The organism is Tsukamurella ocularis (assembly GCF_024807615.1).
GTDB lineage: Bacteria > Actinomycetota > Actinomycetes > Mycobacteriales > Mycobacteriaceae > Tsukamurella > Tsukamurella ocularis.
On record NZ_JANUCJ010000003.1, the window covers coordinates 218,491 to 242,185 of the forward strand.

The window sequence follows — 23,695 nt, forward strand, 5'->3', positions numbered from 1 at the left end:
GTGCCGTGCATCCGAACTACTTCGAGCCGTGGCACCGGCGCCACCCTGCCGCCTTCATCATCCTGACCGTGACGGCGATCGTGCTGGTCATCCTCACGCTGGGCGCCGGACTACTCCTCGGACTGGGCGTGCTGTTCGTGCACGCGCTGTCCGACCCTGTGCCCGTCGACGCCCACGACGAGCGCACGGTGCGAACGCGGTTCAGCAGCTACGCCGACGACGTCGACGCGTCGCGCGACGTGTCGGGCATGTGGTGCACCCGCCTGAAGAACGGCGCCGGGAGCACCCGTTGGTTCCCGCCCGGCCCCCGATCCACCGGCGACGTCACCGTCGACGGCGACGCCGCCACGATCGGCGTGCACTACTACCCCCAGGGCGCCCCGACGGACCCCGACGAGGACCCCGTCCGGGCGAAGACGCTGGTGCAGTTCCGCTACGAGTCCGGATTGTGGCGGTACTGCGGGGTCAGCTGAACGCGTTCTCCAGATCGGCGACGAGGTCGCCGATGTCCTCGATGCCGACGGACAGGCGCACCAGGTCCTCGGGGACCTCGAGCTGTGAGCCGGCGGTGGAGGCGTGGGTCATCGCGGCGGGGTGCTCGATGAGCGACTCGATGCCGCCCAGCGACTCGGCGAGCGTGAAGATCTCGGTCCGCGCGCAGAAGCGCTGCGCCGCTTCGCGGCCGCCGGCGAGGCGAACGGAGATCATGCCGCCGAAGCGCTTCATCTGCTTCGTCGCGACGGCGTGGTTCGGGTGGCTCTCCAGGCCCGGATACAGCACCGTCGACACCTCGGGACGGCCGGAGAGGAACTCGACGATCTTCTCCGCGTTGTCGCAGTGCCGGTCCATCCGGACGCCGAGCGTCTTGATGCCGCGCAGCGCGAGGTAGACGTCGAACGGGCCGGGCACCGCGCCCGCGCCGTTCTGCAGGAAGGCGAAGTCGGTGTCGAGCTGCTCGTCGTTGGTCACGAGCGCGCCGCCGACGGTGTCACTGTGCCCGCCGAGGTACTTGGTGACCGAATGGAGCACCACGTCGGCGCCGAGGGCCAGCGGTGTCTGCAGGTACGGGCTGGCGAAGGTGTTGTCCACCACCAGCTTCGCGTTCCCGGCGTGCGCCACCTCGGCGAGGGCCTCGATGTCGCCGATGTTGAGCAGCGGGTTGGTCGGAGTCTCGATCCACACCAGCTTGGTGTTGGGGCGGATCGCAGCGCGCACCGCGTCGACGTCGGTGATCGGCGCCGGGGTGTGCTCGATCCCCCACTGCGAGAAGACCTTGTCGATGAGACGGAAGGTCCCGCCGTAGGCGTCGTCGGGGATGATCAGGTGATCGCCCGGGCGCAGGGTGGCACGCAGCAGGCAGTCGGTGGCGGCCATGCCGGAGGCGAAGCCGCGGCCGAAAGTGCCCTCCTCGATCGCGGCGAGGTTGGCCTCGTACGCACGCCGGGTCGGGTTGCCGGTGCGGGCGTACTCGAAGCCGCCGCGCATGCCGCCGACGCCGTCCTGCGCAAACGTGGAGCTGGCGTAGATCGGCACGTTGACGGCGCCCGTCAGCGGGTCGGGCTCGTAGCCGGCGTGGATCGCGCGGGTCGAGAAGCCCTGCGCCGCATGCTTGTCGATGGCGCTCTTCTGCTCACTCATGTCGCTGGCCCTTCTACTTGCCGTGGGAGAGGAAGTTCAGCACGTCGTGCCGGGTGATCACGCCGACGGGCTTGCCGTCGTCGATCACCATGAGGGCGTCGGACTCCCGCAGCGCGGTGTTGGCGGCCGAGATGGGCTCGCCCGCACCGATCAGGGGGAACGCCGGGCCCATGTGCTTGCTCACCGGGTCGGCGAGGTTCGCGCGGCCCTCGAAGACGGCCGAGAGCAGCTCGCGCTCGGTGACGGCGCCCGCCACCTCGCCCGCCATGATGGGGGGCTCGGCGCCGACGACCGGCATCTGCGAGACGTTGTACTCGGCGAGGATTTCGATGGCGTCGCGGATGGTCTCCGACGGGTGCGTGTGCACCAGGTCGGGAAGCTCGCCCTTCTTGCCGCGCAGGATGTCGCCGACGAGGGACTCCTGCTCGTTGGGGTCGAGCGGGGCGCGCAGGAAGCCGTAGCTCGACATCCACTTGTCGTTGAAGATCTTCGACAGGTAGCCGCGGCCACCGTCGGGCAGCAGCACGACGACGACGGCGTCGGGGTCGCGCTCGGCGACACGCAGCGCAGCGACGACCGCCATGCCGCACGAGCCGCCGACGAGCAGGCCCTCCTCGCGGGCGAGGCGGCGGGTCATCTCGAAGGAGTCGGCGTCGGAGACGGCGATGATCTCGTCCGGGATGTCGGGGTCGTAGGCGGTGGGCCAGAAGTCCTCGCCCACGCCCTCGACGAGGTACGGGCGGCCGGTGCCGCCGGAGTAGACGGAGCCCTCGGGATCGGCGCCGACGACCTTCACAGTGCCGCCGGAGATCTCCTTGAGGTAACGGCCAGTACCGGTGATCGTGCCGCCCGTGCCGACGCCCGCCACGAAGTGGGTGATCTTGCCCTCGGTGTCGCGCCAGATCTCGGGGCCGGTGGTCTCGTAGTGCGAGGCCGGGCCGTTGGGGTTCGAGTACTGGTTCGGCTTCCAGGCGCCGGGGATCTCACGGGTGAGACGGTCGGAGACGTTGTAGTACGAGTCCGGATGCTCCGGCGCGACGGCGGTCGGGCAGACGACGACTTCGGCGCCGTAGGCCTTGAGGACGTTGCGCTTGTCCTCGCTGACCTTGTCCGGGCAGACGAAGACGCACTTGTAACCGCGCTGCTGCGCGACGATCGCCAGTCCCACGCCGGTGTTGCCGGACGTCGGCTCGACGATGGTGCCGCCGGGCTTGAGTTCGCCCGACTCCTCCGCGGCGTCGATCATCTTCACCGCGATCCGGTCCTTGCTGGACCCGCCGGGGTTGAGGTACTCGATCTTGGCCGCGACCAGGCCCGATCCGGGCTTCACCACGGAGTTCAATCGAACCAGGGGGGTGTCGCCGATCAACTCACTGACGTGTCCTGCGATACGCATGCCTCCATGGTCCCATTCACGCCCCGCGGGGCGTGCGCCCGGTGCCCGCCTCGGTCGGTAGATTGGCGGCATGGGGTACTCCCGGAGTCGGCTCACCCGTGACGCGCTGTACACCTCGGCCGCCGCCGTCAGCGGCGCCGGAGCCACCTGGGGCGCCTACGCGCTGCTCACCAAACAGGCGCGCACGGCGCGCACCGTCATCCCCCATCGCACCGACAAGGCACCGTCGAAGGACGGTGTCTACGCCCCTGGCACCGCCGTCGTCGAGCGGCCCGGGCCGCATCATCCCGCCGACGTGAGCCTCATGGTCTTCGGCGACTCCACCGCTGCCGGGCTCGGGGTCGACGATGCCGAGCACACGCCCGGCGTGCTCCTCGCGCGCGGCCTCGTGGCGGAGACGGGCCGGACGGTGCGGCTCGCGGTGAAGGCGATCGTGGGCGCGACGTCGAAGGGGCTGGCTGCGCAGATCGAGGCGGCCTTCATCGCGAAGCAGATCCCGGACGTGGCGGTGATCATCGTCGGGGCGAACGACGTGACGGCGCTCAACGCGATCGAGCCGTCGGCGCGGCGCCTCGGCGCGGCAGTCGCTCAGTTGCGGGGTGCGGGCGCCGAAGTCGTGGTCGGTACCTGCCCGGACATCGGGGTGGTGCAGTCCATCCCGCAACCCCTGCGGTCGGTGATCCGGCGCTACGGGCTGCAGCTGGCGGCGCGGCAGCGGGCGCATGTGCTCGCCGCGGGCGGGCATCCCGTGCCCTTCGCCGACACCCTGACGCCGGAGTTCCTGGAGGCGCCGGAACGTATGTTCTCGCCGGACAACTTCCACCCCTCGGCCGCGGGTTACGAGCTGGCGGCGCGGCTGCTGCTCCCCGAGGTGCTCGCTGTGCTCGGCGAGTGGCACGGACCGCTCCCGTCGCCGCCGGAGGTCTCCGAGGCGGCGGACGCGAACCGCCTGACGGCGCGCCTGGGCCGCGCACTGCGCCGTGACTGACTGAGCCCGGAAACGCCGAACGCCCCGCAGCCGGGACTGCGGGGCGTTCGGACTGTGGAGACTAGTCGCTGCTGTAGAAGTAGCTCAGCAGGCGCAGGATCTCGACGTACAGCCAGACCAGCGTGACGGTCAGGCCCAGGGCCACGCCCCACGCCGCCTTCGAGGGTGCGCCGGCACGGATCAGCTGATCCGCCTGGTCGAAGTCCAGCAGGAAGCTGAACGCCGCGATCGCGATGCACACCAGCGAGAAGATGATCGCGATGGTGCCGCCGCCGCGCAGCGGGTTCGAGTCGCCACCGGTCACGAGGGCGATCACCATGTTGCCGAGGGCGAGGACCAGCACGCCGATCATGGCTGCGAAGAGCATGCGGGTGAAGCGCGGGGTCACGCGGATCGCGCCGGTCTTGTAGACCACGAGCATGCCGATGAAGACGCCGATGGAGGCGAGCACGGCCTGGCCGATGAGGGCACCGGCGCTGACGCCGCTGACCATGTAGTTCGCGAAGACGAACGAGATGGAGCCGACGAACAGCCCCTCGAGGGCCGCGTACGACAGCACGATGGCCGGGTTGTCGCTCTTGCGGCCGAAGCTGGCAATCATCACCAGCACGAAGCCACCGATGCCGCCGATGAGGAGCAGCGGCATCGGGGAGACGATGCCGCCCGCGACGAGCGCGTACGCCGCGACGGCGAAGGCGATGAGCACGCCGAGCGTGGCCGCAGTCTTGGTGACCACGTCGTCGATCGTCATGGTGCCGGAGCCCGTGCCCTGCTGGTACGGGGCCGGCGGCTGCTGATACTGCTGGAACTGCATGCCCTGGGCGGCGCCGGCGGCACCCATCCCCAGGTTCATGCCCTGCGGGTATCCCTGCTGCTGACCGTGGCCCTGCTGCGGGTAGCCCTGCTGGTAGCCGGCGGGCGCCTGCTGGCGGGTCTCCTTGGTCAGCCCGCGGAAGATCGGGTTGCTGCTTTCGCGCACCGTGGGGTCCTTTCCCTGGTCGTGCACCTGTACGTACTGTTCAACGCTCGAGTCGGCGGTTGCGTTCCCGGTTTCGACGACGCTCTTTACGAACAGCTTAACCGTGTCGCGGCCGATGCGCAGGCACCCTACGCAGCCGGCCGGTCGAGCAGGTCGTACAACCGCCGCCGGAGCTCCTCACGGGGCACGACGGATTCCACCGCGGCCACCGAGTCGCCATCGTCACTGCGCAACACTCCGAGCAGCATGTGGGCGCTCTCGATGCTCCGATCCTTGCGGTGCGCGGCCTCCCGCACCGCGAGTTGCAGCGCCTTCTTCGACGCGGGGTCGAAGGGGATGTGACCGGCCCGGAACTTCTTGCGGATGGGCCGCAGGATGTCGAAGCCGAAGCGCTTCTCGATCGCGTCGGCGACGGCACCCATGTCGATGCCGATACCGCGCAGCGCCTCGGCGTCTCGATCGGTGAGCACGCGGCCGGCGGCGGAGGCGCGCACCGCGTCGGGCGTGAGCCCCACGCCCGCCAGCTCGTGCTGCAGCGGACCGTCGACGGTGCCGAGCACGCCGAGCAGCAGGTGGGTGGGAGTGATCTTGTCGGCGCCGTTCTCGCGCGCCTCCTCTTGGGCGAGCACGACCGCGACGCGGGCGCTCTTGGTGAACCGTTCGAACACAGCAGTCCTGTTCCCGGCTTACTTGCCGTACTTCTTGTGCACCGCCTGGCGGCTGACCGCGAGGTGTTCCGCGATGTCCTGCCAGGACCAGCCGAGGCTCCTGGCGTTGGACACCTGGACGGCCTCGAGTTGGTCGGCCAGCTTCCGCAGTGCGACGACGGCGCGGAGCCCCTCCGCGGGGTCCTCCGACGCCGCAGATCCGACGAGGGTGGGTGGTGAGCTCACGCCTGTCAATCTACGTTGACACAGCTGGGTTGTCAACACACATTGACAGGATTGCCGGCATGCCGCCGCGCTAGGCTTGCCCTCGCGCCCCTATAGCCCAATTGGCAGAGGCAGCGGACTTAAAATCCGCCGAGTGTCGGTTCGAGTCCGACTGGGGGCACAGCGCACCCTCCGATCGCTGCCGCACGACAACGGCCCCGCCGCCCTCACGGGACGACGAGGCCGCGTCACAACCGGATTACATTCCGGGCATCGGCAGGAATTCGAGGACGTCGATCGTGCCGACCTGAAGGTGCGGGTGGCCGACGAGGAGTCCGTCGAGCGCCTCTCGGGTCTCGGCCTGCAGCACCGAATAGCCGCCGACGGTGCCGTCGCCTCCCGTCACGGGCGAGCCGCCGTCAACGATCGCCTCCCCCGCCGTGCCGAACCACTCCATCCAGGCGGCCATTCCGGCCTGCTGCTCCTCGGGCGACGCCTGTGCCATCTGCTCCGCCGCCGACTGATCGGCGCGATAGAGGACGAGGTACTTCGTCATGATTTCCTGCTTCCATTGCCGGCTCCGTGTTGAACCGTTCGTATCGTCGGCAGGCACAACAATATTTGCAACCGTACATGTAAGAACTCGAACGTCCGGGGAGGTATCGGACCCTTCCCGTCAGCGCAGCACGCGGTAGTGCACGAAATCGACACCGCAGGCGAAGGATCGGCCGCCCACCCGCTCCAGCGTCGTGGTGGCTCCCCGCTGCGGGAAATACGGGATGCCGCCACCGACGAGCACGGGATAGACGCGCACCCGGTACTCGTCGATGAGTCCCAGTCGCGCTGCCTCGGCCGCGAGTCCCGCGCCGCCGACGCCGATGTTCCCCACGCCGGGTTCGGCGCGCAGCCGCGCGACCTCCTCGGACAGGTCACCCTCGGCGAGTCGGGTGTTGGCACCCTGCACCTCGGTGAGCGTGGTGGAGAAGACCACCTTGGGCAGGTCCTTCCACAGCGCTGCGAAGACGCGCTCGTCGGGGTCCAGAGGCTGGGTCTCCTCCGCGGTGTCCCAATAGAGCATCGTCTCGTAGAGCTTCCGCCCCATCAGGTGTACGTCCAGCCCGCGCACCTCGTCGGTGGCGAACCGGAACACCTCCTCGTCGGGCTGCGACCAGTCGAAGGCCCCGTCGGGCCCCACGATGTACCCGTCGGCCGACGTGCTCAGCGAGTAGGTGACGGCCCGCATCAGCGGATCACGTCGTAGATCACCTTGAGCACGCCGTTCGGATACGCCTGCGATTCCCGCATCCGCAACGCAGTGGCGTCGCGGTCCTCGCGACCGAAGATGCTCTTGCCCGCGCCGAGCAGGTACGGGAAGACCAGCAGGTTGTACCGGTCGATGAGGCCGGCGTCGGCGAGGTTGCGCGCGAGTTCGGGACTGCCGTGGATGAAGATCGCGCCGCCGTCGGCCCGCTTGAGCGCGGCGACGTCCTCCGCCGACCGCAGGATCGTGGTGCCGCCCCAGCCGTCGACGAGGTCGCCCTCGCCGATCGTGGTGGAGGCGACGTACTTCGGCAGATCGCGGTAGGCGGCGTGGTCCTCGGACTGCGGCCACACCGATCCGAAGGCCTCGTAGCTGCGACGCCCGAAGAGCAGCGCCGATGTCTCCCCCAATTCCTCACCCTTGAGCGAGAAGACCTCGGGGAGGAACTCGTGCCGCGCGACCCAGCCGCCGCTCCGATGGCCTTCGACGGTCCCGCCGGGCGAGTCCGCCACCCCGTCGAGCGAGATGAATCCCGTGTACACCAGTTCGCGCGTCATGCCGCTCACCCTAGTGCGCGGGTCAGATTCGTCACCGGCACTTGACCATCGAACGCTGTCGAGTAGCCTTGGTGGCGTCGCAAAGGACATCCGGACGAGGCGCACCGTACCCGGCGAGCGAAAAGACGGTGCGAACCCGAGGAGGTTCGCATCATGGCATGGATCGTTCTGGTCATTTCCGGTGTTCTCGAGGCAATCTGGGCCACCGCGCTCGGCAAGTCAGAGGGCTTCTCCAAACTCACCCCGTCGATCGTCTTCGGTATCGCGCTCGTCGCCAGCATGGCCGGCCTCGCCTATGCCATGCGCGACCTGCCCACCGGCACCGCCTACGCGGTCTGGGTAGGCATCGGCGCCACACTCACCGTGGTCTACGCGATGACCACTGGCGAGGAGACTGCGTCTCTCGTGAAGGTCGTTTGCATCATCGCGATCGTCGGCGGTGTCGTCGGGCTCAAGCTGGCCCACTAGATTGCAGCGTGGGCCGTCGGGCCGCATGCCCCGCCCGCCTCGAACATCAGGCGGCGCGGGCCACCAGCCGGCCGGCCGGGTCGAGCACGGTGTCGACGGTGCCGTGGCGCGCCTCGGCGCGCTCGACGGCCGTCGCCCACTGCTCCGGATCGGCGAGATCCGCCACGAGCGCGTAGACGTCACCCGAGAGCACCGAGACCACGTCGCGGAAGTTGGTGCCCACCGCGGTCACCCGGTTCCCCGCCGCGGAGAGCTCAGCGACCAGTCGTGCCGTCGGTTCGGTGCCGTCCAGCACCACGATCACGCATTCGGTTGCCTTCGTCATCATCGACTTCCTTTCGCCGTCTGGAGAAGACGTTAGGCTGCCAAACTGCTTCATGCACTGCCGAAAGGCTGTGAATTCGTCAACAATGCGTTAATTCCCGGGTTCGGCGAGCCCCATGGCGACGCCGTCGAGGATGTCGTGCTCGGACACGGTGAGCTCGGTCACGCCGACGGCGGCCAACCGCTCGGCCAGCCGCATCGCGACCAGTGCGCCGCCACCGATCACGTCCGCGCGACCGGGGTGCATCGGGCCCAGCGCCAGGCGTTCCGCCGAGGTCATCCCGACCAGCCGGCGGCACAGCACGACGAGATCGCCGAGCGGCACCCGCGAGCCGTGGATCAGTGCAGGGTCGTAGTCGGTGAGGCCGTGTGCCAGCGCGGCCAGCGTCGTGAAGGTCCCGGCCACGCCGATCCACGTACGGACGCCGCCCAGCGGCACGACGGCGGTCGCCTCATCGAGGGCGACGTCGATGTGGAAGGTGGCCTCCGCCACCTCGGCCGGGCTCGGCGGGTCGGATGGCAGGGCACGCTCGGTGATCCTCACGCATCCGATGTCGGCCGAATAGGCGTGCGCGACGGTGCCTCCGGAGCCGACGACGAGCTCTGTCGAGCCGCCCCCGAGGTCGACCACAAGGGCAGGGTCGTCGGCCGACAGCCCGGCGGTGGCGCCGAGGTAGGAGAGCTCGGCCTCTTCGGTGCCGGCGATCACCTCGGCGCGCGCACCGGGCGCGATCCGGCCCAGCGCGGCGGCAGTGAGGTCGAGGAAGGCGTCGCGGTTGGAGACGTCGCGCGCGGCGGAGGTGGCGACCATGCGCACCCGGGTCGCGCCCAGTTCCAGTGCCGTGGCGATGTAGTCGTCGAGCGCCACCCGGACGCGCTCGAGCGCCTCGGCGGCGAACTCGCCCGTGGCGTCCACGCCCTGGCCGAGCCGGACGATCCGCATGTCGCGGTGGAGCTCCACGAGTCCCTCATCCGAGGCTCGCGCGACGTACAGGCGGATGCTGTTGGTACCGCAGTCGATCGCCGCGACGATCAGGGGATTCACTCACCACCCCAGGGGAACCGGGGCTCCGGCCAGTCGGCCGGGATCGCGCTCCCCCGCAGGCCCGCTGCCGCCGCGAGCGCGACGGCCTCGTCGCCCAGCCGGACGACCCCGGGGCCCTCGGCGAGCGCGTAGGCGATGAGCACGTGCAGGCACTTCACCCGGTCCGGCATGCCGCCGCCGGTGAAGTCGGTGCCCAGATCCTCCAGGGCGTTGCGGGATTCGAGGTAGTGCCGGTGCGCCGCGCGGTAGTTCTCGGCGATGGCCTCGTCGGAGGCGAGCAGCGCCTCCATCTCGCGCATGACGCCCGCGCTCTCCTGCCGGCTGGCCTCGGCGGTGAGCCGCGGGTCCGTGAGGTAGTAGAGCGTCGGGAAGGGCGTACCGTCGGGCAGCCGCGGTGCGGTCTTGACCACCGCGGGCTCGCCGTCCGGGGTGCGGTAAGCGATGGCGAGCACGCCGCGGGGCTCCCGGCCCAACTGCGCGGCGACCCGGTCCAGATCCTCCTGAGCTACTGCGTCACTCATCAGTGCGGCACCGCGATCGTGCGCCAGACATTGGTGTACCAGGGGTTCTGTTTCGCCTGCTCGGCCTCCACCTGCTCGGGGGTCGGCTTGGGCGCGCCGGGCACCTGCACGCGGTAGGGCGTCTCGCCGGGCATCACGTACTGCAGCCGGATCCGAGCCTGCGCCTTGACGTACTCCGGATCGTCCTGCAGGCGCTTCTGCTCCTCGAGCCGCGCGATGTCGGCGATCAGCTGAGCGTGCTCGGCCGCCACCTTCTCCTCGCGCGCCTGCTCGGACATGTACGTCCGGACGGGCACCGCGAGGGTGAGGGCGAGGACGCACAGCACGAGGAACAGCACGACGGTCCGCCCCGCGCTCCGTCCGTCCGCACGGGCATCGCCGCCCGACGGGCTGCGCACGAGGCGGGACCTGCTGCTCACTTCGGCTGTGCTCCTTCGACTCTCGGTGTGCTACGGCGACTAGCTGGTGAACTCGAAGCGGGGGAAGGCGGTGTCGCCCGCGTACCGCGCGGCGTCGCCCAGCTCCTCCTCGATACGCAGCAGCTGGTTGTACTTCGCCACCCGCTCGGAGCGGGCCGGGGCACCGGTCTTGATCTGACCCGACCCCACCGCCACCGCCAGGTCGGCGATCGTGGTGTCCTCCGTCTCACCGGAACGGTGGCTCATCATCGACTTGTAACCGTTGTTGTGCGCCAACGCCACCGCATCCAGAGTCTCCGTCAGCGTGCCGATCTGGTTAACCTTCACCAACAGAGCATTCGCCGCACCGCGGGCGATGCCGTCCTCGAGCCGCTCGGGGTTGGTGACGAACAGGTCGTCGCCGACGAGCTGAATCCTGTCGCCGATCGCATCCGTCAGGTCGACCCAGCCCTCCCAGTCGTCCTCCGACAGCGGATCCTCAATCGACACCAACGGGAACTCACCGATCAGCGTCGCGTAGAACTCACCCATCTCGGCGGCGGTCAGCGTCTTGCCCTCGAACTTGTAGCCCTCCGGCGTGTAGAACTCCGTCGCCGCCACATCCAGCGCGAGCGCCACATCCGAACCCAGCTTCAGCCCGGTCTTACCGATCGCCTCCGAGATCAGCTCCAACGCCTCCCGGGTGCCGGCGACCGACGGCGCGAAACCACCCTCATCGCCCAGGCCGGTGTTCAGCCCCCGGCTCTTGAGCACCGACTTCAGCGAGTGATACACCTCGGTGCCCCAACGCAGCGACTCCTTGAAGGTCTCCGCGCCGATCGGCGCGACCATGAACTCCTGCACATCCACACCACTATCGGCATGCGCGCCGCCGTTGAGGATGTTCATCATCGGCACCGGCAGAATGTGCGCGTTCGGCCCACCCAAGTACCGGAACAACGGCAGCGCGGCCGACTCAGCGGCGGCCTTCGACGCGGCCAGCGACACACCCAGCAGCGCATTCGCGCCGAGCCGGCTCTTATCCGGCGTGCCATCCAAATCCAACAGAGTCTGATCAATGATCCGCTGCTCATCGGCGGGGATACCGATCACCTCCGGCGCGATGACATCCAGCACGCCCTCGACAGCCTTCGTGACACCCTTACCGCCGTACCGCTCGCCACCATCGCGCAACTCCACGGCCTCATGCTCACCGGTCGACGCACCCGACGGCACCGCCGCACGAGCGAAGCTGCCATCGGCCAGGACGACCTCGACCTCCACCGTGGGGTTACCACGGGAGTCGAGGATCTCGCGGGCGCCTACCTGGATGATTTCGGACACGGTCTCTCCTTATGCACTGGCCGAGCTCGGGGGCAACTCAGCAGCCAGCCTAGTGCCCGGCACCCGCGACACGAAGCCCGGCGCGCACGAAGTCCCGATCACACTGATCGGATCCGCTCATACCGGGAGCCGTCGGCGCTACCCTGCGGTCATGTCCGTCCCGGTGCTCGACCTCGCCCTCCTCGACACCGACCCCGCGCAGTTCGACGGTGCCGTCCGCGCCGCCGCGCACGACGTCGGCTTCTTCTATCTGACGGGCCACGGCCTGCCGCCGGAGCGCATCGCCGAGGTGCTCGCCGTCGCCCGCGCCTTCTTCGCGCTGCCGCAGGCCGAGAAGGACGCGATCGCTATGACGAACTCGCCCCACTTCCGCGGGTACACCCGCCTGGGCGGCGAGTTCACCCGCGGCGCGGTCGACTGGCGGGAGCAGATCGACCTGGGCCGGGAGGATCCGGCACCGTCGGGCCCGGGGCCGGACTACCTGAACCTGCTCGGCCCGAACCAGTGGCCGGCGTCCCTGCCGGAACTGCGCGCGGTGATCGAGGGGTGGGACGCGGACCTGTCGCGGATCTCGCTCGCGCTGCTGCGGGCATGGGCGCGGTCGCTCGGCGCGGATCCGCACGTCTTCGACGAGGCCTTCGCCGACCAGCCCGCGACGCTGATCAAGATCGTCCGGTACCCCGCGGGGACGGCCTCCGAGCAGGGAGTGGGCGCCCACAAGGATTCGGGTGTGTTTACCCTGCTGTTGGCGGACCCGGCATCGCAGGGCCTGCAGGTGCTGCCGCCCGGCGCGACCGAATGGGTGGACGTGCCGCCGCTGCCCGGCGCCTTCATCGTCAACCTCGGCGAGATGCTGGAGGTGGGCACCGACGGCTACCTGCACGCCACCGAGCACCGGGTGCTGAACCGGAGCACCGGCGCCGACCGGATCTCGGTGCCCTACTTCTTCAACCCCTCCGTCACGGCGCGGATGCCGCATCTGCCACTCCCTGCGAACCTGCGGACGGGCGTCACCGTCGACCCGGACAACCCGATCTTCGACACCTACGGCGCGAACGCCTGGAAGAGCCGCCTGCGGGCGCACCCGGACGTGGCCGCGCGGCACTACCCGCAAACCGCTTCGTAACCCGACCTGCGTCCCTATCGTGGGGACCATGACCGGCGCAGCCCCGCTCGTCCTCGTCTACAGCTCCAACGCGCGGCACCGCGCGGAGATCACCGCCGCCCTGGGCACGCGCCCGGCCCCGGACAGACCTCCGATATCGATCCTCGAGTCCGCGACCGCGCCGGCCGTCATCGCCCTGCTCGACGAGGGCGGGGTCGCCCTGGTCGTGCTCGACGGTGAATCGTCCCCTGCCGGCGGACTGGGCCTGGCCCGGCAGGTGCGCGACGAGATCGATCCTTGCCCGCCCCTGCTGGTCATCACAGCCCGCCGCGCCGACGGCTGGTTGGCACGGTGGTCCCAGGCGGACGACTGGGTGAGCCATCCGCTGGACCCGTTCGAGCTGGCGGGCGCCGCCGGACGGCTGCTCGCTACCGCAACGCTCTGATAAACAGACACGCTCGCCCCAAAAGCCCACCCCGATCAAGCGTTGGACATATAGTTGTGATGTAGCTCACAACTCCACTCAGGGGAGCCTAACCGGTTCTGCTGAATGGGATTTCGCATACACCGCGAAGGGAGCATCGCCGTGAACCTGTACGTGCCCATCCTGGTACTCGGGGCGATCGCGGCCGCCTTCGCCGTGTTCTCCGTGGGTGTCGCCCGGTTCGTCGGACCGCGCCGGATCAATCGCGCGAAGCTCGAAGCCTACGAGTGCGGCATCGACCCCTCGCCCACGCCCGCCTCGGGCGGCGGCCGGTTCCCGGTGAAGTTCTACCTGACGGCCATGTTGTTCATCATCTTCGACATCGAGATCGTCTTCCTCTATCCGTGGGCGGTGCACTTCGACGTGCTGGGCACGTACGGCCTGCTCGCGATGGCGCTGTTCCTGGTGAACGTCACGGTCGCCTACGTCTACGAGTGGCGTCGAGGGGGACTCCGTTGGGATTAGAAGACAAGGTGCCCGGCGGGTTCCTGCTGACGACGCTCGAGGGGGTGGCGGGCTACGCGCGGAAGGGATCACTGTGGCCGGCCACGTTCGGCCTGGCCTGCTGCGCCATCGAGATGATGGCCACCACCGGTCCCCGCTTCGACATCGCCCGGTTCGGCATGGAGGCCTTCCGCGCCTCGCCCCGGCAGGCCGACCTGATGATCGTCGCGGGCCGGGTCAGCCAGAAGATGGCGCCAGTGTTGCGGCAGGTGTACGACCAGATGGCGGAGCCGAAATGGGTCCTCGCCATGGGTGTCTGCGCCAGCTCGGGCGGGATGTTCAACAACTACGCTGTGGTGCAGGGCGTCGATCACGTGGTGCCCGTGGACATCTACCTCCCCGGCTGCCCGCCGCGCCCCGAGATGCTGCTCAACGCCCTGCTGGCCCTGCACGAGAAGGTCGCGGAGACGCCGATGGGTGTGAATCGCGAGGCCGCGCGCCGCGCCGCGGAGGAGGCCGCTCTCGCCGCGCGTCCCACCATCGAGTTCAAGGGCCTGCTGCGATGACCGATTCCCCCGAGCTGCCCGAGCCCGGCCGGACCGACGAATCCAGCACCGTCGAACCCGCTGCGCCGCAGCCCGACGTCGTGCGCACGCGCACCGGCATGTTCAGCGGCGGCACGGGAGACACGTCCGGCTACGGGCGGATCAGCCGCCCGGTCGCGATGCCCGGGCCGGGCGAGGAGCCCCTGCCCGCGGGCTACGACGGGGTCGTCGCGGTCCTGCGGTCGGCGCTGGACCGGTCCGACGGCGCGTCCTTCGAGGAGGCCGTCCGCGCGGTGGTCGTGTTCCGCGGCGAGGTCACGCTGAGGGTGCCGCGCGAGCACGTGGTGGCGGTGGCGCGGCTGCTGCGCGACGATCCCGCGCTGCGGTTCGAGATGTGCCTGGGCACCTCGGGCGTGCACTTCCCCGAGGACGCCGGTGCGGAGCTGCGCGCGGTCACGCACCTGCAGTCGATCACGCACGGGCGCCGGCTGCGCCTCGAAACCTCCTGCCCCGATGCCGATCCGCACATCCCGTCCCTGTTCCCCGTCTACCCGACGACGGACTGGCACGAGCGGGAGACCTACGACTTCTTCGGCATCGTCTTCGACGGGCACCCCTCGCTCACCCGGATCGAGATGCCGGACGACTGGGAGGGGCACCCCCAGCGCAAGGACTACCCGTTGGGCGGGATCGGCGTCGAGTTCCACGGCGCCGAGGTCTCCGCACCCGACACCCGGAGGTCGTACTCGTGACCACCGACTACACGGAGTTCACCGCCATGGGCTCCGACTGGGACGACATCGCCGCCGAGGCGATCGGCCAGGAACGGATCGTGGTCAACATGGGCCCGCAGCACCCGTCGACGCACGGCGTGCTGCGCCTGATCCTAGAGCTCGACGGGGAGACGGTGACGGAGGCCCGATGCGGGATCGGTTTCCTGCACACCGGCATCGAGAAGAACCTCGAGTTCCGCACCTGGACGCAGGGCACCACCTTCGTCACCCGGATGGACTACCTGGCCCCGCTCTTCAACGAGACCGCCTACTGCCTGGCGGTCGAGAAGCTGCTCGGCATCACCGAGGAGATCCCCGAGCGCGCGACCGTGATCCGCGTGCTGCTGATGGAACTCAACCGCGTCACGAGCCACCTCGTAGCGCTGGCCACCGGCGGAATGGAACTGGGCGCGGTCTCCCCCATGCTGCGCGGCTTCGAGATCCGCGAACAGATCCTGGACGTCTTCGAGACCATCACCGGACTGCGGATGAACCACGCCTACATCCGTCCCGGCGGCGTCGCGGCCGACCTGCCGGACGAGGCGATCCCGCAGATCCGCGAACTGCTGCGGACGCTGCCGCCGCAGCTGGCGTCGATGGCGTCGATGCTCACCGAGAACCCCATCTGGATCGCGCGCACCAAGAGCATCGGCTACCTCGACCTCACCGGCTGCATGGCGCTGGGCATCACGGGCCCGGTGCTGCGGTCGACAGGCCTGCCGCACGACCTGCGCCGTAGCGAACCCTATTGCGGCTACGAGGACTACGAGTTCGACGTGATCACCGACAGCGGGTGCGACTGCTACGGCCGCTACCTGATCAGGGTGCTGGAGATGACCCAGTCGCTGCGCATCGTCGAGCAGTGCCTCGACAAGCTGACGCCCGGGCCGGTGATGGTCGAGGACGCCCGCCTCGGCTGGCCGGCGGACCTGAAGGTCGGCCCCGACGGCCTGGGCAACTCGCGCGCGCACATCGCAAAGATCATGGGCGAGTCCATGGAGTCGCTGATCCATCACTTCAAGCTGGTGACCGAGGGCTTCGCGGTTCCCCCCGGACAGGTGGCCGTCTCGGTCGAGGCGCCGCGCGGCGAGCTGCTGGTGCACGCCGTGAGCGACGGCGGCACCCGCCCGTACCGCGTCCATTTCCGCGATCCGTCGTTCACGAATCTGCAGGCTGTCGCGGCGATGTGCGAGGGCGGCATGGTCTCCGACGTCATCGCGGCAGTGGCCAGCATCGACCCGGTGATGGGAGGGGTGGACCGATGAGCGAGCCCGTCTTCCTCGAATTCGGCGCGCGGCCGCAGGAGAAGGTGCAGCTGTACCGGCCCGATGCCCCCACCGCGTACCCCGCGGCCGTCACGGAGCGCCTCGCGGCCGACGCCGCGCAACTCATCGCCCGCTACCCCGACAAGCGGTCGGCGCTGCTGCCCCTACTGCACCTGGTGCAGTCCGAGGACGGCTACATCACCCCCGCGGGCATCGAATTCTGCGCGGCCGCACTGGACCTCACCGCCGCCGAGGTGGTCTCCGTCGCCACCTTCTACTCGATGTACCGGCGCGGCCCCACCGGTGAGTACCTGGTCGGCGTCTGCACCACCACGTTGTGCGCCGTCCTCGGCGGCGACGCGATCCTCTCCTCCCTGTGCGAGCACCTCGGGATCGCCCCCGGCGGCACCACGCCCGACGGGCGGGTCACCGTCGAGCGGATCGAGTGCAACGCGGCGTGCGACTACGCCCCCGTCGTCATGGTCAACTGGGAGTTCTTCGACGATCAGACGGTGGCGAGCGCCCGCGACCTCGTCGACGCGCTGCGCTCCGATCGACCGCCGTCGCCGACGCGGGGCGCACCGCTCGTCCCCTTCCGCGAGACCGCCCGCCTGCTGGCCGGTTTCGACGACGTCCGGCCGGGCGCTGTGTCCGCCTCCGGTGCCGGCGGCGCCCCGACGATGGCCGGCCTGCAGGCCGTGCGGGAGGCGGAGTCATGACCGCGCACCTCACCCCCGTGCTCTCCGCCCGCTGGGGCGACCCCGAGCCCTGGACCCTCCATTCCTACCGCGCGGCGGGCGGATACGAGGGCCTCGACCGCGCGCTCACGATGACGCCCGACGAGGTGATCACCCTCGTCAAGGACTCGGGCCTGCGCGGCCGCGGCGGCGCCGGCTTCCCGACGGGCCTGAAGTGGAGCTTCATCCCCCAGTTGCGCGACGGCGAGGCCCCCAAGCCCGGAGCCGACAAGCCGCACTACCTCGTGGTGAACGCCGACGAGTCCGAGCCCGGCACGTGCAAGGACATGCCGCTCATGTTCGCCACGCCGCACACCTTGATCGAGGGCGTCATCATCGCCTCGTACGCGATCCGAGCGAACACGGCTTTCATCTACGTCCGCGGCGAGGTCCTCGGCGTGCAGCGACGACTGCGCGCCGCCGTCGCCGAGGCCTACGCGGCGGGCTACCTCGGCAAGCCGATGGGCCCCAGCGGATTCAGCCTGGACCTCGTGGTCCACGGCGGCGCCGGCGCCTACATCTGCGGCGAGGAGACGGCGCTGCTGGACTCGCTGGAGGGCCGCCGCGGGCAGCCCCGACTGCGGCCGCCGTTCCCCGCCGTCGCGGGCCTCTACGCCTCGCCCACGTGCGTGAACAACGTCGAGTCGATCGCCAGCGTGCCAGCGATCCTCGCCCGCGGCGCCGAGTGGTTCCGCACCATGGGCAGCGAGAAGTCGCCAGGGTTCACGCTGTACTCGGTCTCCGGACACGTGGTGCGGCCCGGCCAGTACGAGGCGGCACTCGGGGTCACGCTGCGCGACATGCTGGAGCTCGCCGGGGGCGTGCGCCCCGGACACGAACTGAAGTTCTGGACGCCCGGCGGATCGTCGACGCCCTTGCTCACGGCGGAGCACCTCGACGTGCCGCTCGACTACGAGGGCGTCGCCGGCGCCGGATCGATGCTGGGCACCAAAGCGCTGCAGATCTTCGACGACACGGTCTGCGTGGTCCGGGCGGTGCTGCGCTGGCTGGAGTTCTACGCGCACGAGTCGTGCGGAAAGTGCACGCCGTGCCGCGAGGGCACGTACTGGTTGGTGCGGCTGTTACAGCGACTGGAGGAGGGCGAGGGACGCGCGGAGGATCTCGACACGCTCGCCGAGGTGGCCGACGGCGTGCTCGGCAAGGCGTTCTGCGCCTTGGGCGACGGCGCCGCCAGCCCCATCCAGAGCTCGCTGCAGCACTTCCGCGAGGAGTACGAGCGACACGTCGCCGAGGGCGGCTGCCCCTTCGACCCCGCGGCCTCGATGCGCGAGGCACCGGTCCCGGGAGGTGCGCGATGACCGCCCCCGAGCCCGTCAAGGCCACCATCGACGGCATCGAGATCGAAGTCCCCCCGGGCACCCTCGTGATCCGCGCTGCCGAGGATCTGGGGATCGCGATCCCCCGGTTCTGCGATCACCCGCTGCTCGCCCCGGCGGGCGCGTGCCGGCAGTGCCTGGTGGACGTGGAGGGGCAGCGCAAGCCGCTGGCCTCCTGCACCACGACGGTGACCGACGGCATGGTCGTGCGCACGCAGGCCACCTCCGCCGCCGCGGCCGGCGCGCAGCGCAGCGTGATGGAGCTGCTGCTGGTGAACCACCCGCTGGACTGCCCGGTGTGCGACAAGGGCGGCGAGTGCCCGCTGCAGAACCAGGCGATGTCCGCTGGCCGTGCCACGTCGCGCTTCCCGGCCGCCGACAAGCGCACCTACCCCAAGCCGATCCCACTCTCGGCGGAGATCGTGCTCGATCGCGAGCGCTGCGTGCTGTGCGCCCGGTGCACCCGCTTCTCCGACGAGATCGCGGGCGACGACTTCATCGAGCTCATGGATCGCGGTGCGCTGCAACAGGTGGGCGTCGCGGGCGATCAACCGCTCGACTCCTACTTCTCCGGTAACGCCGTGCAGATCTGCCCCGTCGGCGCGCTCACCAACACCGCCTACCGCTTCCGTGCCCGTCCCTTCGACCTCACCTCCACCCCGTCGGCGTGCGAGCACTGCGCCAGCGGCTGCAGCCTGCGGGTGGACCACCGTCGAGGCGAGGTCCTGCGCCGCCTCGCGGGCGACGACCCCGAGGTCAACGAGGAGTGGAGCTGCGACAAGGGCCGCTGGGCCTTCGCGTACGTCGCCGCGCCGGACCGCCTCACCACGCCGCTCGTCCGCGGGGCCGACGGTGCCCTCGTCCCCGCGTCCTGGCCCGAGGCGATCGCGGCCGCCGCGCAGGGCCTGACCGGGCGCACCGCGGGCGTCCTCGCCGGCGGGCGCGGCACCGTCGAGGACCTCTACGCCTACTCCGCGTTCGCGCGCATCGCCCTGCGCACCAACGACATCGACTTCCGGATCCGGCCGCACAGCGCGGAGGAGGCGGCGTTCCTGGCCTCCGGAGTGGTCGGCGGGGTGACCTACGCCGATCTCGAGGCGGCGCCGGTCGTGCTGCTCGCGGGCTTCGAACCCGAGGAGGAGTCGCCCATCGTGCACCTCCGGCTGCGGAAGTCGGTGCGCGCCGGCGGCACCCGGGTGCTGTCCATCGCCCCGTTCGCCTCCCGCGGCCTGGGCCGCCTCGACGGCACCCTCCTCGCCTGCGCCCCCGGCGCCGAGCCCGCCGCCCTCGCCGACCCCGCGCTGGCGCAGCAACTCTCCGTGCCCGGCGCGGTGATCCTCGTCGGCGAGCGACTCGCCGAGACCCCCGAGGCCCTCGCCGCGGCGGCGGCGCTCGCGGCCACCAGCGGCGCCCGGCTGGCATGGATCCCGCGCCGCGCGGGCGAGCCCGGCGCGATCGCCGCAGGCGCGCTGGCCGGGATGCTGCCCGGCGGCCGCCTGACCGCCAACTACGCCCACCGCATGGAGGTCGAGGCGCTGTGGGGCGTCACGCTGCCCGACGGCCCCGGCCGCGACACCGCCGGCATCCTCGCCGCCGCCGCGTCGGGCGACCTCCCCGCCCTGGTGTGCGGCGCGGTCGACATCGGCGACCTGCCCGACCCCGAGGCCGCGCGCCGCGCCCTCGATGCCACGTTCGTGGTGAGCCTCGAGCAGCGGGAGTCCGAGGTCACCGCCCGCGCCGACGTGGTGCTTCCCGTCGCCACCGTGACACAGCGCGCCGGCACGTTCCGGAACTGGGAGGGCCGCGACCGCTCCTTCGCCGCGGCGCTCCCCTCGCCCGGTGCGCTCTCCGACGCGCGGGTCCTCGCGGTACTCGCGCAGTCGATGCGCGCGGACCTCGGCTTCACCGACACCGACGGTGCCTCCGCCGCGCTGCGCACGCTGGGCTCGGTCCGACCGCCGCACCGCCCCATCTCCGGGCATCCCGCCGCCGTCGCCGCCCCGGGGGACGGGGAGGCGCTGCTCGCGACGTGGCGGCAGCTGCTCGACCTTGGGCGTGGACAGGACGGGGAACGCGATCTGGCGGCGACCGCGCGACGGCCAGTCGCGCGGATGTCGGCGGCCACCGCGACCGGGATCCTCGCCGCGGACGGCGACGACGTGTCGATCTCGACAGAGCGCGGCACGATCACCCTGCCGCTCCAGGTGACCGACATGCCCGACGGCGTGGTGTGGGTGCCCCGGAACTCGCCCGGCAGCACCGTCGGCGAGACACTGGGCGTCGGCTGGGGTGCAGTGGTCGGGATCGCGGTGGCCCGATGATGAGCGCCCTCGGACCGCACGCCCCTGTCGATCTCTCCGCGTTCGGCCGCGATCCCTGGTGGCTGATCCTGCTCAAGGCCGTCGCGGTCTTCGCCTTCCTGGTGCTGACGGTGCTCGCCGCGATCCTCATCGAGCGTAAGGTCATGGCCCGAATGCAGCACCGGTACGGACCGAACCGACTGGGGCCCTTCGGCATCCTGCAGTCGCTCGCGGACGGCATCAAGCTGGCGCTCAAGGAGGGCATCACGCCCGCCGGGGTGGATAAGCCCGTCTACCTGCTCGCGCCGATCATCGCCACCATCCCCGCGTTCATGGCCTTCGCCGTGATCCCGTTCGGGCCGCAGGTGTCGGTGTTCGGGACGTGGACGCCGCTCCAGCTCACCGATCTTCCGGTGGCGGTGCTGTACGTCCTCGCGATCACCAGCATCGGCGTGTACGGCATCGTGCTGGCCGGCTGGTCCTCCGGCTCCACCTATCCGCTGCTCGGCGGCCTGCGCTCCACGGCCCAGGTGATCAGCTACGAGGTCGCGATGGGCCTGAGCTTCGCCGCCGTCTTCCTGTATGCGGGCACGATGGCCACGTCGGGCATCGTCGCCCGTCAGGAGGGCACCTGGTACGTCTTCCTGCTGCTGCCCTCGTTCGTCGTGTACGTGGTCTCGATGGTCGGCGAGACGAACCGCGCGCCCTTCGACCTTCCCGAGGCCGAGGGCGAGCTGGTGGGCGGCTTCCACACCGAGTACAGCTCGTTGAAGTTCGCGATGTTCATGCTCGCGGAGTACGTCAACATGACCACCGTCTCCGCACTCGCCACCACGCTGTTCCTCGGCGGCTGGCACGCGCCGTGGCCGTTGAACATGTGGGAGGGCGCGAATTCCGGCTGGTGGCCGGTGGTCTGGTTCGTGGGCAAGGTGTGGTGCTTCCTGTTCGCCTTCATCTGGCTGCGCACCACGCTGCCGCGCCTGCGGTACGACCAGTTCATGCGGTTCGGCTGGCAGCTGCTGATCCCGACCGCGCTGGCCTGGGTGTTGGTCGCCGGCGCGGTGCAGGCGTGGGCCCTCGCCGGGCATTCGACGACGGTGCTGGCCCCGGCGGTCTCGCTGCTCTTCACGCTCGCGGTGCTCGCGGTCCTGGTGGCGCGGCACCGTCGGCAGAAGGCGCCCGAGCCCGGCCCGGATCCCGAGACCTTCTCGCTGCCCTTCGATCCGATGGCCGGCGGCTTCCCCGTGCCGCCCATGCCCGGCCAGTACCTGTCCGAGCCCGCCCGACGTGCCCTGCCGCGCGAGGCCGAAGCGAAGGAGGCGTCCCATGGCTGATCCCCTCGGCCTCGCCGGATTCGGCGTGACCCTACGGACCATGTTCACCAAGCCGGTCACCGAGAACTATCCGGAGGAGAAGGCCCCCACCGCCGGCCGGTATCACGGGCGGCACCAGCTGAACCGGTACGCCGACGGGCTGGAGAAGTGCATCGGCTGCGAGCTGTGCGCGTGGAGTTGCCCCGCGGATGCGATCTACGTGGAGGGCGCCGACAACACCGACGAGGAGCGGTATTCCCCCGGCGAGCGCTACGGCCGGACGTATCAGATCAACTACCCGCGGTGCATCGGCTGCGGCCTGTGCGTGGAGGCCTGCCCGACGCGCGCGCTCACCATGACGAACGACTACGAGATGGCCGACCGCGATCGCGGCGCCCTGATCTACGACAAGGACGATTTGCTCGCCCCGCTGCACGAGGGCGAGGTGCCGCCACCGCACGCGATGCGCGAAGGCCTCACTGCCACCGACTACTACAAGGGAGCGGTGGACGAATGACCGGAGAGGAGTGGGCGTTCTGGATCGTCGCGGTGCCCGCGGTGGTCTTCGCCCTGGGCGTGGTCCTGGCCTCCAAGGCCGTGTACTCGGCGCTGTGCCTGGCCGCCACCATGATCCTGCTCGCGATCCTGTACATCTCGCAAGGCGCGACCTTCCTCGGCGTCGTCCAGATCGTGGTCTACACCGGCGCCGTGATGATGCTCTTCCTGTTCGTGGTCATGCTCGTGGGCGTCGACTCCTCCGACTCGCTCGTCGAGACCCTGCGCGGGCACCGGATCGGGGCCGCCGTCGCGGGTCTCGCCTTCGGGATGCTGCTCATCGGACTCGTGGCCCGGGCCTCCCTGCGGGACGTCGGCGCCGGAACCGCACGGGGACCGGGATCGGGCGACTACCCGCCGAACTCCGTGGAGGCCCTGGCCGACACCGTCTTCGTGCGCTACCTGTGGGCCTTCGAACTCACCGCCGCGCTGCTCATCACCGCCACGCTGGGCGCGATGATCCTCGCGCACCGGGAGAAGCTGGCCACCGCGCTCAGTCAGCGTGAGCAGTCGATCCGCCGGTTCCGCGAGGGCCACCGCGCCACGCCGCTCCCCAACCCCGGCGTCTACGCGCTGGGCAACGCCGTCGACCTGCCGGCCCGGTTGCCCGACGGGACGCCCGCGCTCGACTCCGTCAACCACACACTCGCCCCGCGCGTGCCGGGCGAGCGGCGGGCGCTTCCCGACCGCGCACCGTCGCTCGACGACGAGGTTCCGCACGCGCTCCGCGACGAGGAGGTGTCGCCGTGAACCCGCATCTCTACCTGTACCTCGCCGCGCTGTTGTTCGCGATCGGCTCGGCCGGGGTGCTGCTGCGCCGCAACGCCATCGTGGTCTTCATGTGCGTGGAGCTGATGCTCAACGCCGCGAACCTCGCGCTGGTCACCGCCGGCCGGATGCACGCCGTGCCGCACGGGCAGGTGCTCGCCTTCTTCACGATGGTCGTGGCCGCCGCCGAGGTGGTGGTGGGCCTGGCGATCATCATCGCGATCTTCCGGGTCCGCAAGTCCGTGTCCGTCGACGAGCCGCACCTGCTGAGGCGGTGA

29 protein-coding genes, 1 tRNA gene and 1 riboswitch are annotated in these 23,695 nt (G+C 70.3%); of the genes, 17 read left to right on the forward strand and 13 right to left on the reverse strand.

The annotated features are described in order from the left end of the window. The first annotated feature begins 5 nt into the window (after window positions 1-5). The gene (locus HNP44_RS12365; RefSeq protein WP_259140680.1) at window positions 6-473 is read left to right on the forward strand and encodes a hypothetical protein; all 468 of its coding nucleotides are present in this window, start codon (window positions 6-8) and stop codon (window positions 471-473) included. Here the strand turns inward: HNP44_RS12365 and HNP44_RS12370 are convergent. Both HNP44_RS12370 and HNP44_RS12375 read right to left on the reverse strand, forming a co-directional pair. Then, window positions 466-1,638 carry a cystathionine gamma-synthase gene (locus tag HNP44_RS12370; protein WP_259140682.1) on the reverse strand — a complete coding sequence of 391 codons (1,173 nt, stop codon included), beginning with the start codon at window positions 1,636-1,638 and terminating at the stop codon, window positions 466-468. The genes HNP44_RS12365 and HNP44_RS12370 overlap by 8 nt on opposite strands. 13 nt (window positions 1,639-1,651) lie before the next feature. Next, the gene (locus tag HNP44_RS12375; RefSeq protein WP_259140683.1) at window positions 1,652-3,034 is read right to left on the reverse strand and encodes a cystathionine beta-synthase; all 1,383 of its coding nucleotides are present in this window, start codon (window positions 3,032-3,034) and stop codon (window positions 1,652-1,654) included. Between the two features lie 70 nt (window positions 3,035-3,104). Between HNP44_RS12375 and HNP44_RS12380 the strand changes: the two genes are divergently transcribed. After that, the gene (locus tag HNP44_RS12380; RefSeq protein WP_259140685.1) at window positions 3,105-4,022 is read left to right on the forward strand and encodes an SGNH/GDSL hydrolase family protein; all 918 of its coding nucleotides are present in this window, start codon (window positions 3,105-3,107) and stop codon (window positions 4,020-4,022) included. Between the two features lie 61 nt (window positions 4,023-4,083). Here HNP44_RS12380 and HNP44_RS12385 read toward each other — a convergent pair whose 3' ends face one another. The 3 genes from HNP44_RS12385 to HNP44_RS12395 all read right to left on the reverse strand — a co-directional run bounded on the left by HNP44_RS12385 (window position 4,084) and on the right by HNP44_RS12395 (window position 5,894). After that, window positions 4,084-5,001: a Bax inhibitor-1/YccA family protein gene (locus tag HNP44_RS12385; RefSeq protein WP_259141168.1), complete on the reverse strand. Its 918-nt coding sequence runs from the start codon at window positions 4,999-5,001 to the stop codon at window positions 4,084-4,086. 128 nt (window positions 5,002-5,129) lie between these two features. Further along, entirely contained in the window at window positions 5,130-5,669 is a 540-nt protein-coding gene (locus tag HNP44_RS12390) for a Clp protease N-terminal domain-containing protein (protein ID WP_259140687.1), read from the reverse strand. 18 nt (window positions 5,670-5,687) lie between these two features. After that, window positions 5,688-5,894: an RNA polymerase subunit sigma-70 gene (locus HNP44_RS12395; protein WP_068532770.1), complete on the reverse strand. Its 207-nt coding sequence runs from the start codon at window positions 5,892-5,894 to the stop codon at window positions 5,688-5,690. 86 nt (window positions 5,895-5,980) lie between these two features. Here HNP44_RS12395 and HNP44_RS12400 point away from each other — a divergent pair. After that, window positions 5,981-6,054 (forward strand) — tRNA-Leu (locus HNP44_RS12400). A 78-nt stretch (window positions 6,055-6,132) separates the two neighbouring features. Here HNP44_RS12400 and HNP44_RS12405 read toward each other — a convergent pair. The 3 genes from HNP44_RS12405 to HNP44_RS12415 form a co-directional block, all read right to left on the reverse strand. Continuing rightward, window positions 6,133-6,429, reverse strand: coding sequence for a hypothetical protein (locus HNP44_RS12405; protein WP_259140688.1), 297 nt, complete (start codon window positions 6,427-6,429; stop codon window positions 6,133-6,135). A 120-nt stretch (window positions 6,430-6,549) separates the two neighbouring features. Beyond that, window positions 6,550-7,116 carry a dihydrofolate reductase family protein gene (locus HNP44_RS12410; RefSeq protein WP_259140689.1) on the reverse strand — a complete coding sequence of 189 codons (567 nt, stop codon included), beginning with the start codon at window positions 7,114-7,116 and terminating at the stop codon, window positions 6,550-6,552. Next, complete coding sequence (locus tag HNP44_RS12415; RefSeq protein WP_259140690.1) at window positions 7,116-7,691, reverse strand: dihydrofolate reductase family protein; 576 nt, start codon at window positions 7,689-7,691, stop codon at window positions 7,116-7,118. The genes HNP44_RS12410 and HNP44_RS12415 overlap by 1 nt, the downstream gene beginning before the upstream one ends. A 71-nt stretch (window positions 7,692-7,762) precedes the next feature. Next, a riboswitch (guanidine-III (ykkC-III) riboswitch) is annotated at window positions 7,763-7,826 on the forward strand. A gap of 18 nt (window positions 7,827-7,844) precedes the next feature. Between HNP44_RS12415 and HNP44_RS12420 the strand changes: the two genes are divergently transcribed. Further along, on the forward strand, window positions 7,845-8,159 hold the full coding sequence (locus HNP44_RS12420; protein WP_259140691.1) for a DMT family transporter: 315 nt from the start codon (window positions 7,845-7,847) through the stop codon (window positions 8,157-8,159). Between the two features lie 46 nt (window positions 8,160-8,205). Here HNP44_RS12420 and HNP44_RS12425 read toward each other — a convergent pair whose 3' ends face one another. The 5 genes from HNP44_RS12425 to eno form a co-directional block, all read right to left on the reverse strand. Next, window positions 8,206-8,484 (reverse strand): hypothetical protein, encoded by a 279-nt coding sequence (locus tag HNP44_RS12425; RefSeq protein WP_259140692.1) that lies wholly within the window; start codon window positions 8,482-8,484, stop codon window positions 8,206-8,208. A gap of 90 nt (window positions 8,485-8,574) precedes the next feature. Then, window positions 8,575-9,528 carry a Ppx/GppA phosphatase family protein gene (locus tag HNP44_RS12430; RefSeq protein WP_259140693.1) on the reverse strand — a complete coding sequence of 318 codons (954 nt, stop codon included), beginning with the start codon at window positions 9,526-9,528 and terminating at the stop codon, window positions 8,575-8,577. After that, window positions 9,525-10,049, reverse strand: a complete 525-nt coding sequence (locus HNP44_RS12435; RefSeq protein WP_224645818.1) for a DUF501 domain-containing protein — start codon at window positions 10,047-10,049, stop codon at window positions 9,525-9,527. The genes HNP44_RS12430 and HNP44_RS12435 overlap by 4 nt, the downstream gene beginning before the upstream one ends. Further along, window positions 10,049-10,468: an FtsB family cell division protein gene (locus HNP44_RS12440; RefSeq protein WP_259140695.1), complete on the reverse strand. Its 420-nt coding sequence runs from the start codon at window positions 10,466-10,468 to the stop codon at window positions 10,049-10,051. The genes HNP44_RS12435 and HNP44_RS12440 overlap by 1 nt, the downstream gene beginning before the upstream one ends. 39 nt (window positions 10,469-10,507) lie before the next feature. Beyond that, entirely contained in the window at window positions 10,508-11,791 is a 1,284-nt protein-coding gene (gene eno, locus HNP44_RS12445; RefSeq protein WP_259140696.1) for a phosphopyruvate hydratase, read from the reverse strand. Window positions 11,792-11,942: 151 nt separating this feature from the next. Between eno and HNP44_RS12450 the strand changes: the two genes are divergently transcribed. From HNP44_RS12450 to nuoK, 13 genes are all read left to right on the forward strand, one after another. After that, the gene (locus tag HNP44_RS12450) at window positions 11,943-12,917 is read left to right on the forward strand and encodes an isopenicillin N synthase family dioxygenase (protein WP_259140697.1); all 975 of its coding nucleotides are present in this window, start codon (window positions 11,943-11,945) and stop codon (window positions 12,915-12,917) included. Window positions 12,918-12,945: 28 nt separating this feature from the next. Then, entirely contained in the window at window positions 12,946-13,341 is a 396-nt protein-coding gene (locus HNP44_RS12455) for a hypothetical protein (RefSeq protein WP_259140698.1), read from the forward strand. Window positions 13,342-13,482: 141 nt separating this feature from the next. Beyond that, window positions 13,483-13,845, forward strand: coding sequence for an NADH-quinone oxidoreductase subunit A (locus HNP44_RS12460; RefSeq protein WP_259140699.1), 363 nt, complete (start codon window positions 13,483-13,485; stop codon window positions 13,843-13,845). Beyond that, on the forward strand, window positions 13,836-14,390 hold the full coding sequence (locus HNP44_RS12465; protein WP_224645813.1) for a NuoB/complex I 20 kDa subunit family protein: 555 nt from the start codon (window positions 13,836-13,838) through the stop codon (window positions 14,388-14,390). The genes HNP44_RS12460 and HNP44_RS12465 overlap by 10 nt, the downstream gene beginning before the upstream one ends. A gap of 14 nt (window positions 14,391-14,404) precedes the next feature. Further along, a complete protein-coding gene (locus HNP44_RS12470; protein WP_374758787.1) occupies window positions 14,405-15,121 on the forward strand; it encodes an NADH-quinone oxidoreductase subunit C in 717 nt (238 codons plus the stop codon). Between the two features lie 26 nt (window positions 15,122-15,147). Beyond that, on the forward strand, window positions 15,148-16,407 hold the full coding sequence (locus tag HNP44_RS12475; RefSeq protein ID WP_259141169.1) for an NADH-quinone oxidoreductase subunit D: 1,260 nt from the start codon (window positions 15,148-15,150) through the stop codon (window positions 16,405-16,407). Continuing rightward, window positions 16,404-17,126: an NADH-quinone oxidoreductase subunit NuoE gene (gene nuoE, locus HNP44_RS12480; protein WP_259140701.1), complete on the forward strand. Its 723-nt coding sequence runs from the start codon at window positions 16,404-16,406 to the stop codon at window positions 17,124-17,126. The genes HNP44_RS12475 and nuoE overlap by 4 nt, the downstream gene beginning before the upstream one ends. After that, the gene (gene nuoF / locus HNP44_RS12485; protein WP_259140702.1) at window positions 17,123-18,463 is read left to right on the forward strand and encodes an NADH-quinone oxidoreductase subunit NuoF; all 1,341 of its coding nucleotides are present in this window, start codon (window positions 17,123-17,125) and stop codon (window positions 18,461-18,463) included. Before nuoE ends, nuoF begins: the two co-directional genes overlap by 4 nt. Next, window positions 18,460-20,802 carry an NADH-quinone oxidoreductase subunit G gene (locus tag HNP44_RS12490; protein WP_259140703.1) on the forward strand — a complete coding sequence of 781 codons (2,343 nt, stop codon included), beginning with the start codon at window positions 18,460-18,462 and terminating at the stop codon, window positions 20,800-20,802. Before nuoF ends, HNP44_RS12490 begins: the two co-directional genes overlap by 4 nt. Continuing rightward, entirely contained in the window at window positions 20,802-22,115 is a 1,314-nt protein-coding gene (gene nuoH, locus HNP44_RS12495) for an NADH-quinone oxidoreductase subunit NuoH (protein ID WP_259140709.1), read from the forward strand. Before HNP44_RS12490 ends, nuoH begins: the two co-directional genes overlap by 1 nt. Beyond that, window positions 22,108-22,611 carry an NADH-quinone oxidoreductase subunit NuoI gene (gene nuoI, locus HNP44_RS12500; RefSeq protein WP_259140710.1) on the forward strand — a complete coding sequence of 168 codons (504 nt, stop codon included), beginning with the start codon at window positions 22,108-22,110 and terminating at the stop codon, window positions 22,609-22,611. Before nuoH ends, nuoI begins: the two co-directional genes overlap by 8 nt. Beyond that, window positions 22,608-23,399: an NADH-quinone oxidoreductase subunit J gene (locus HNP44_RS12505; protein WP_259140711.1), complete on the forward strand. Its 792-nt coding sequence runs from the start codon at window positions 22,608-22,610 to the stop codon at window positions 23,397-23,399. The genes nuoI and HNP44_RS12505 overlap by 4 nt, the downstream gene beginning before the upstream one ends. Beyond that, window positions 23,396-23,695: an NADH-quinone oxidoreductase subunit NuoK gene (gene nuoK / locus HNP44_RS12510; RefSeq protein ID WP_068741024.1), complete on the forward strand. Its 300-nt coding sequence runs from the start codon at window positions 23,396-23,398 to the stop codon at window positions 23,693-23,695. Before HNP44_RS12505 ends, nuoK begins: the two co-directional genes overlap by 4 nt.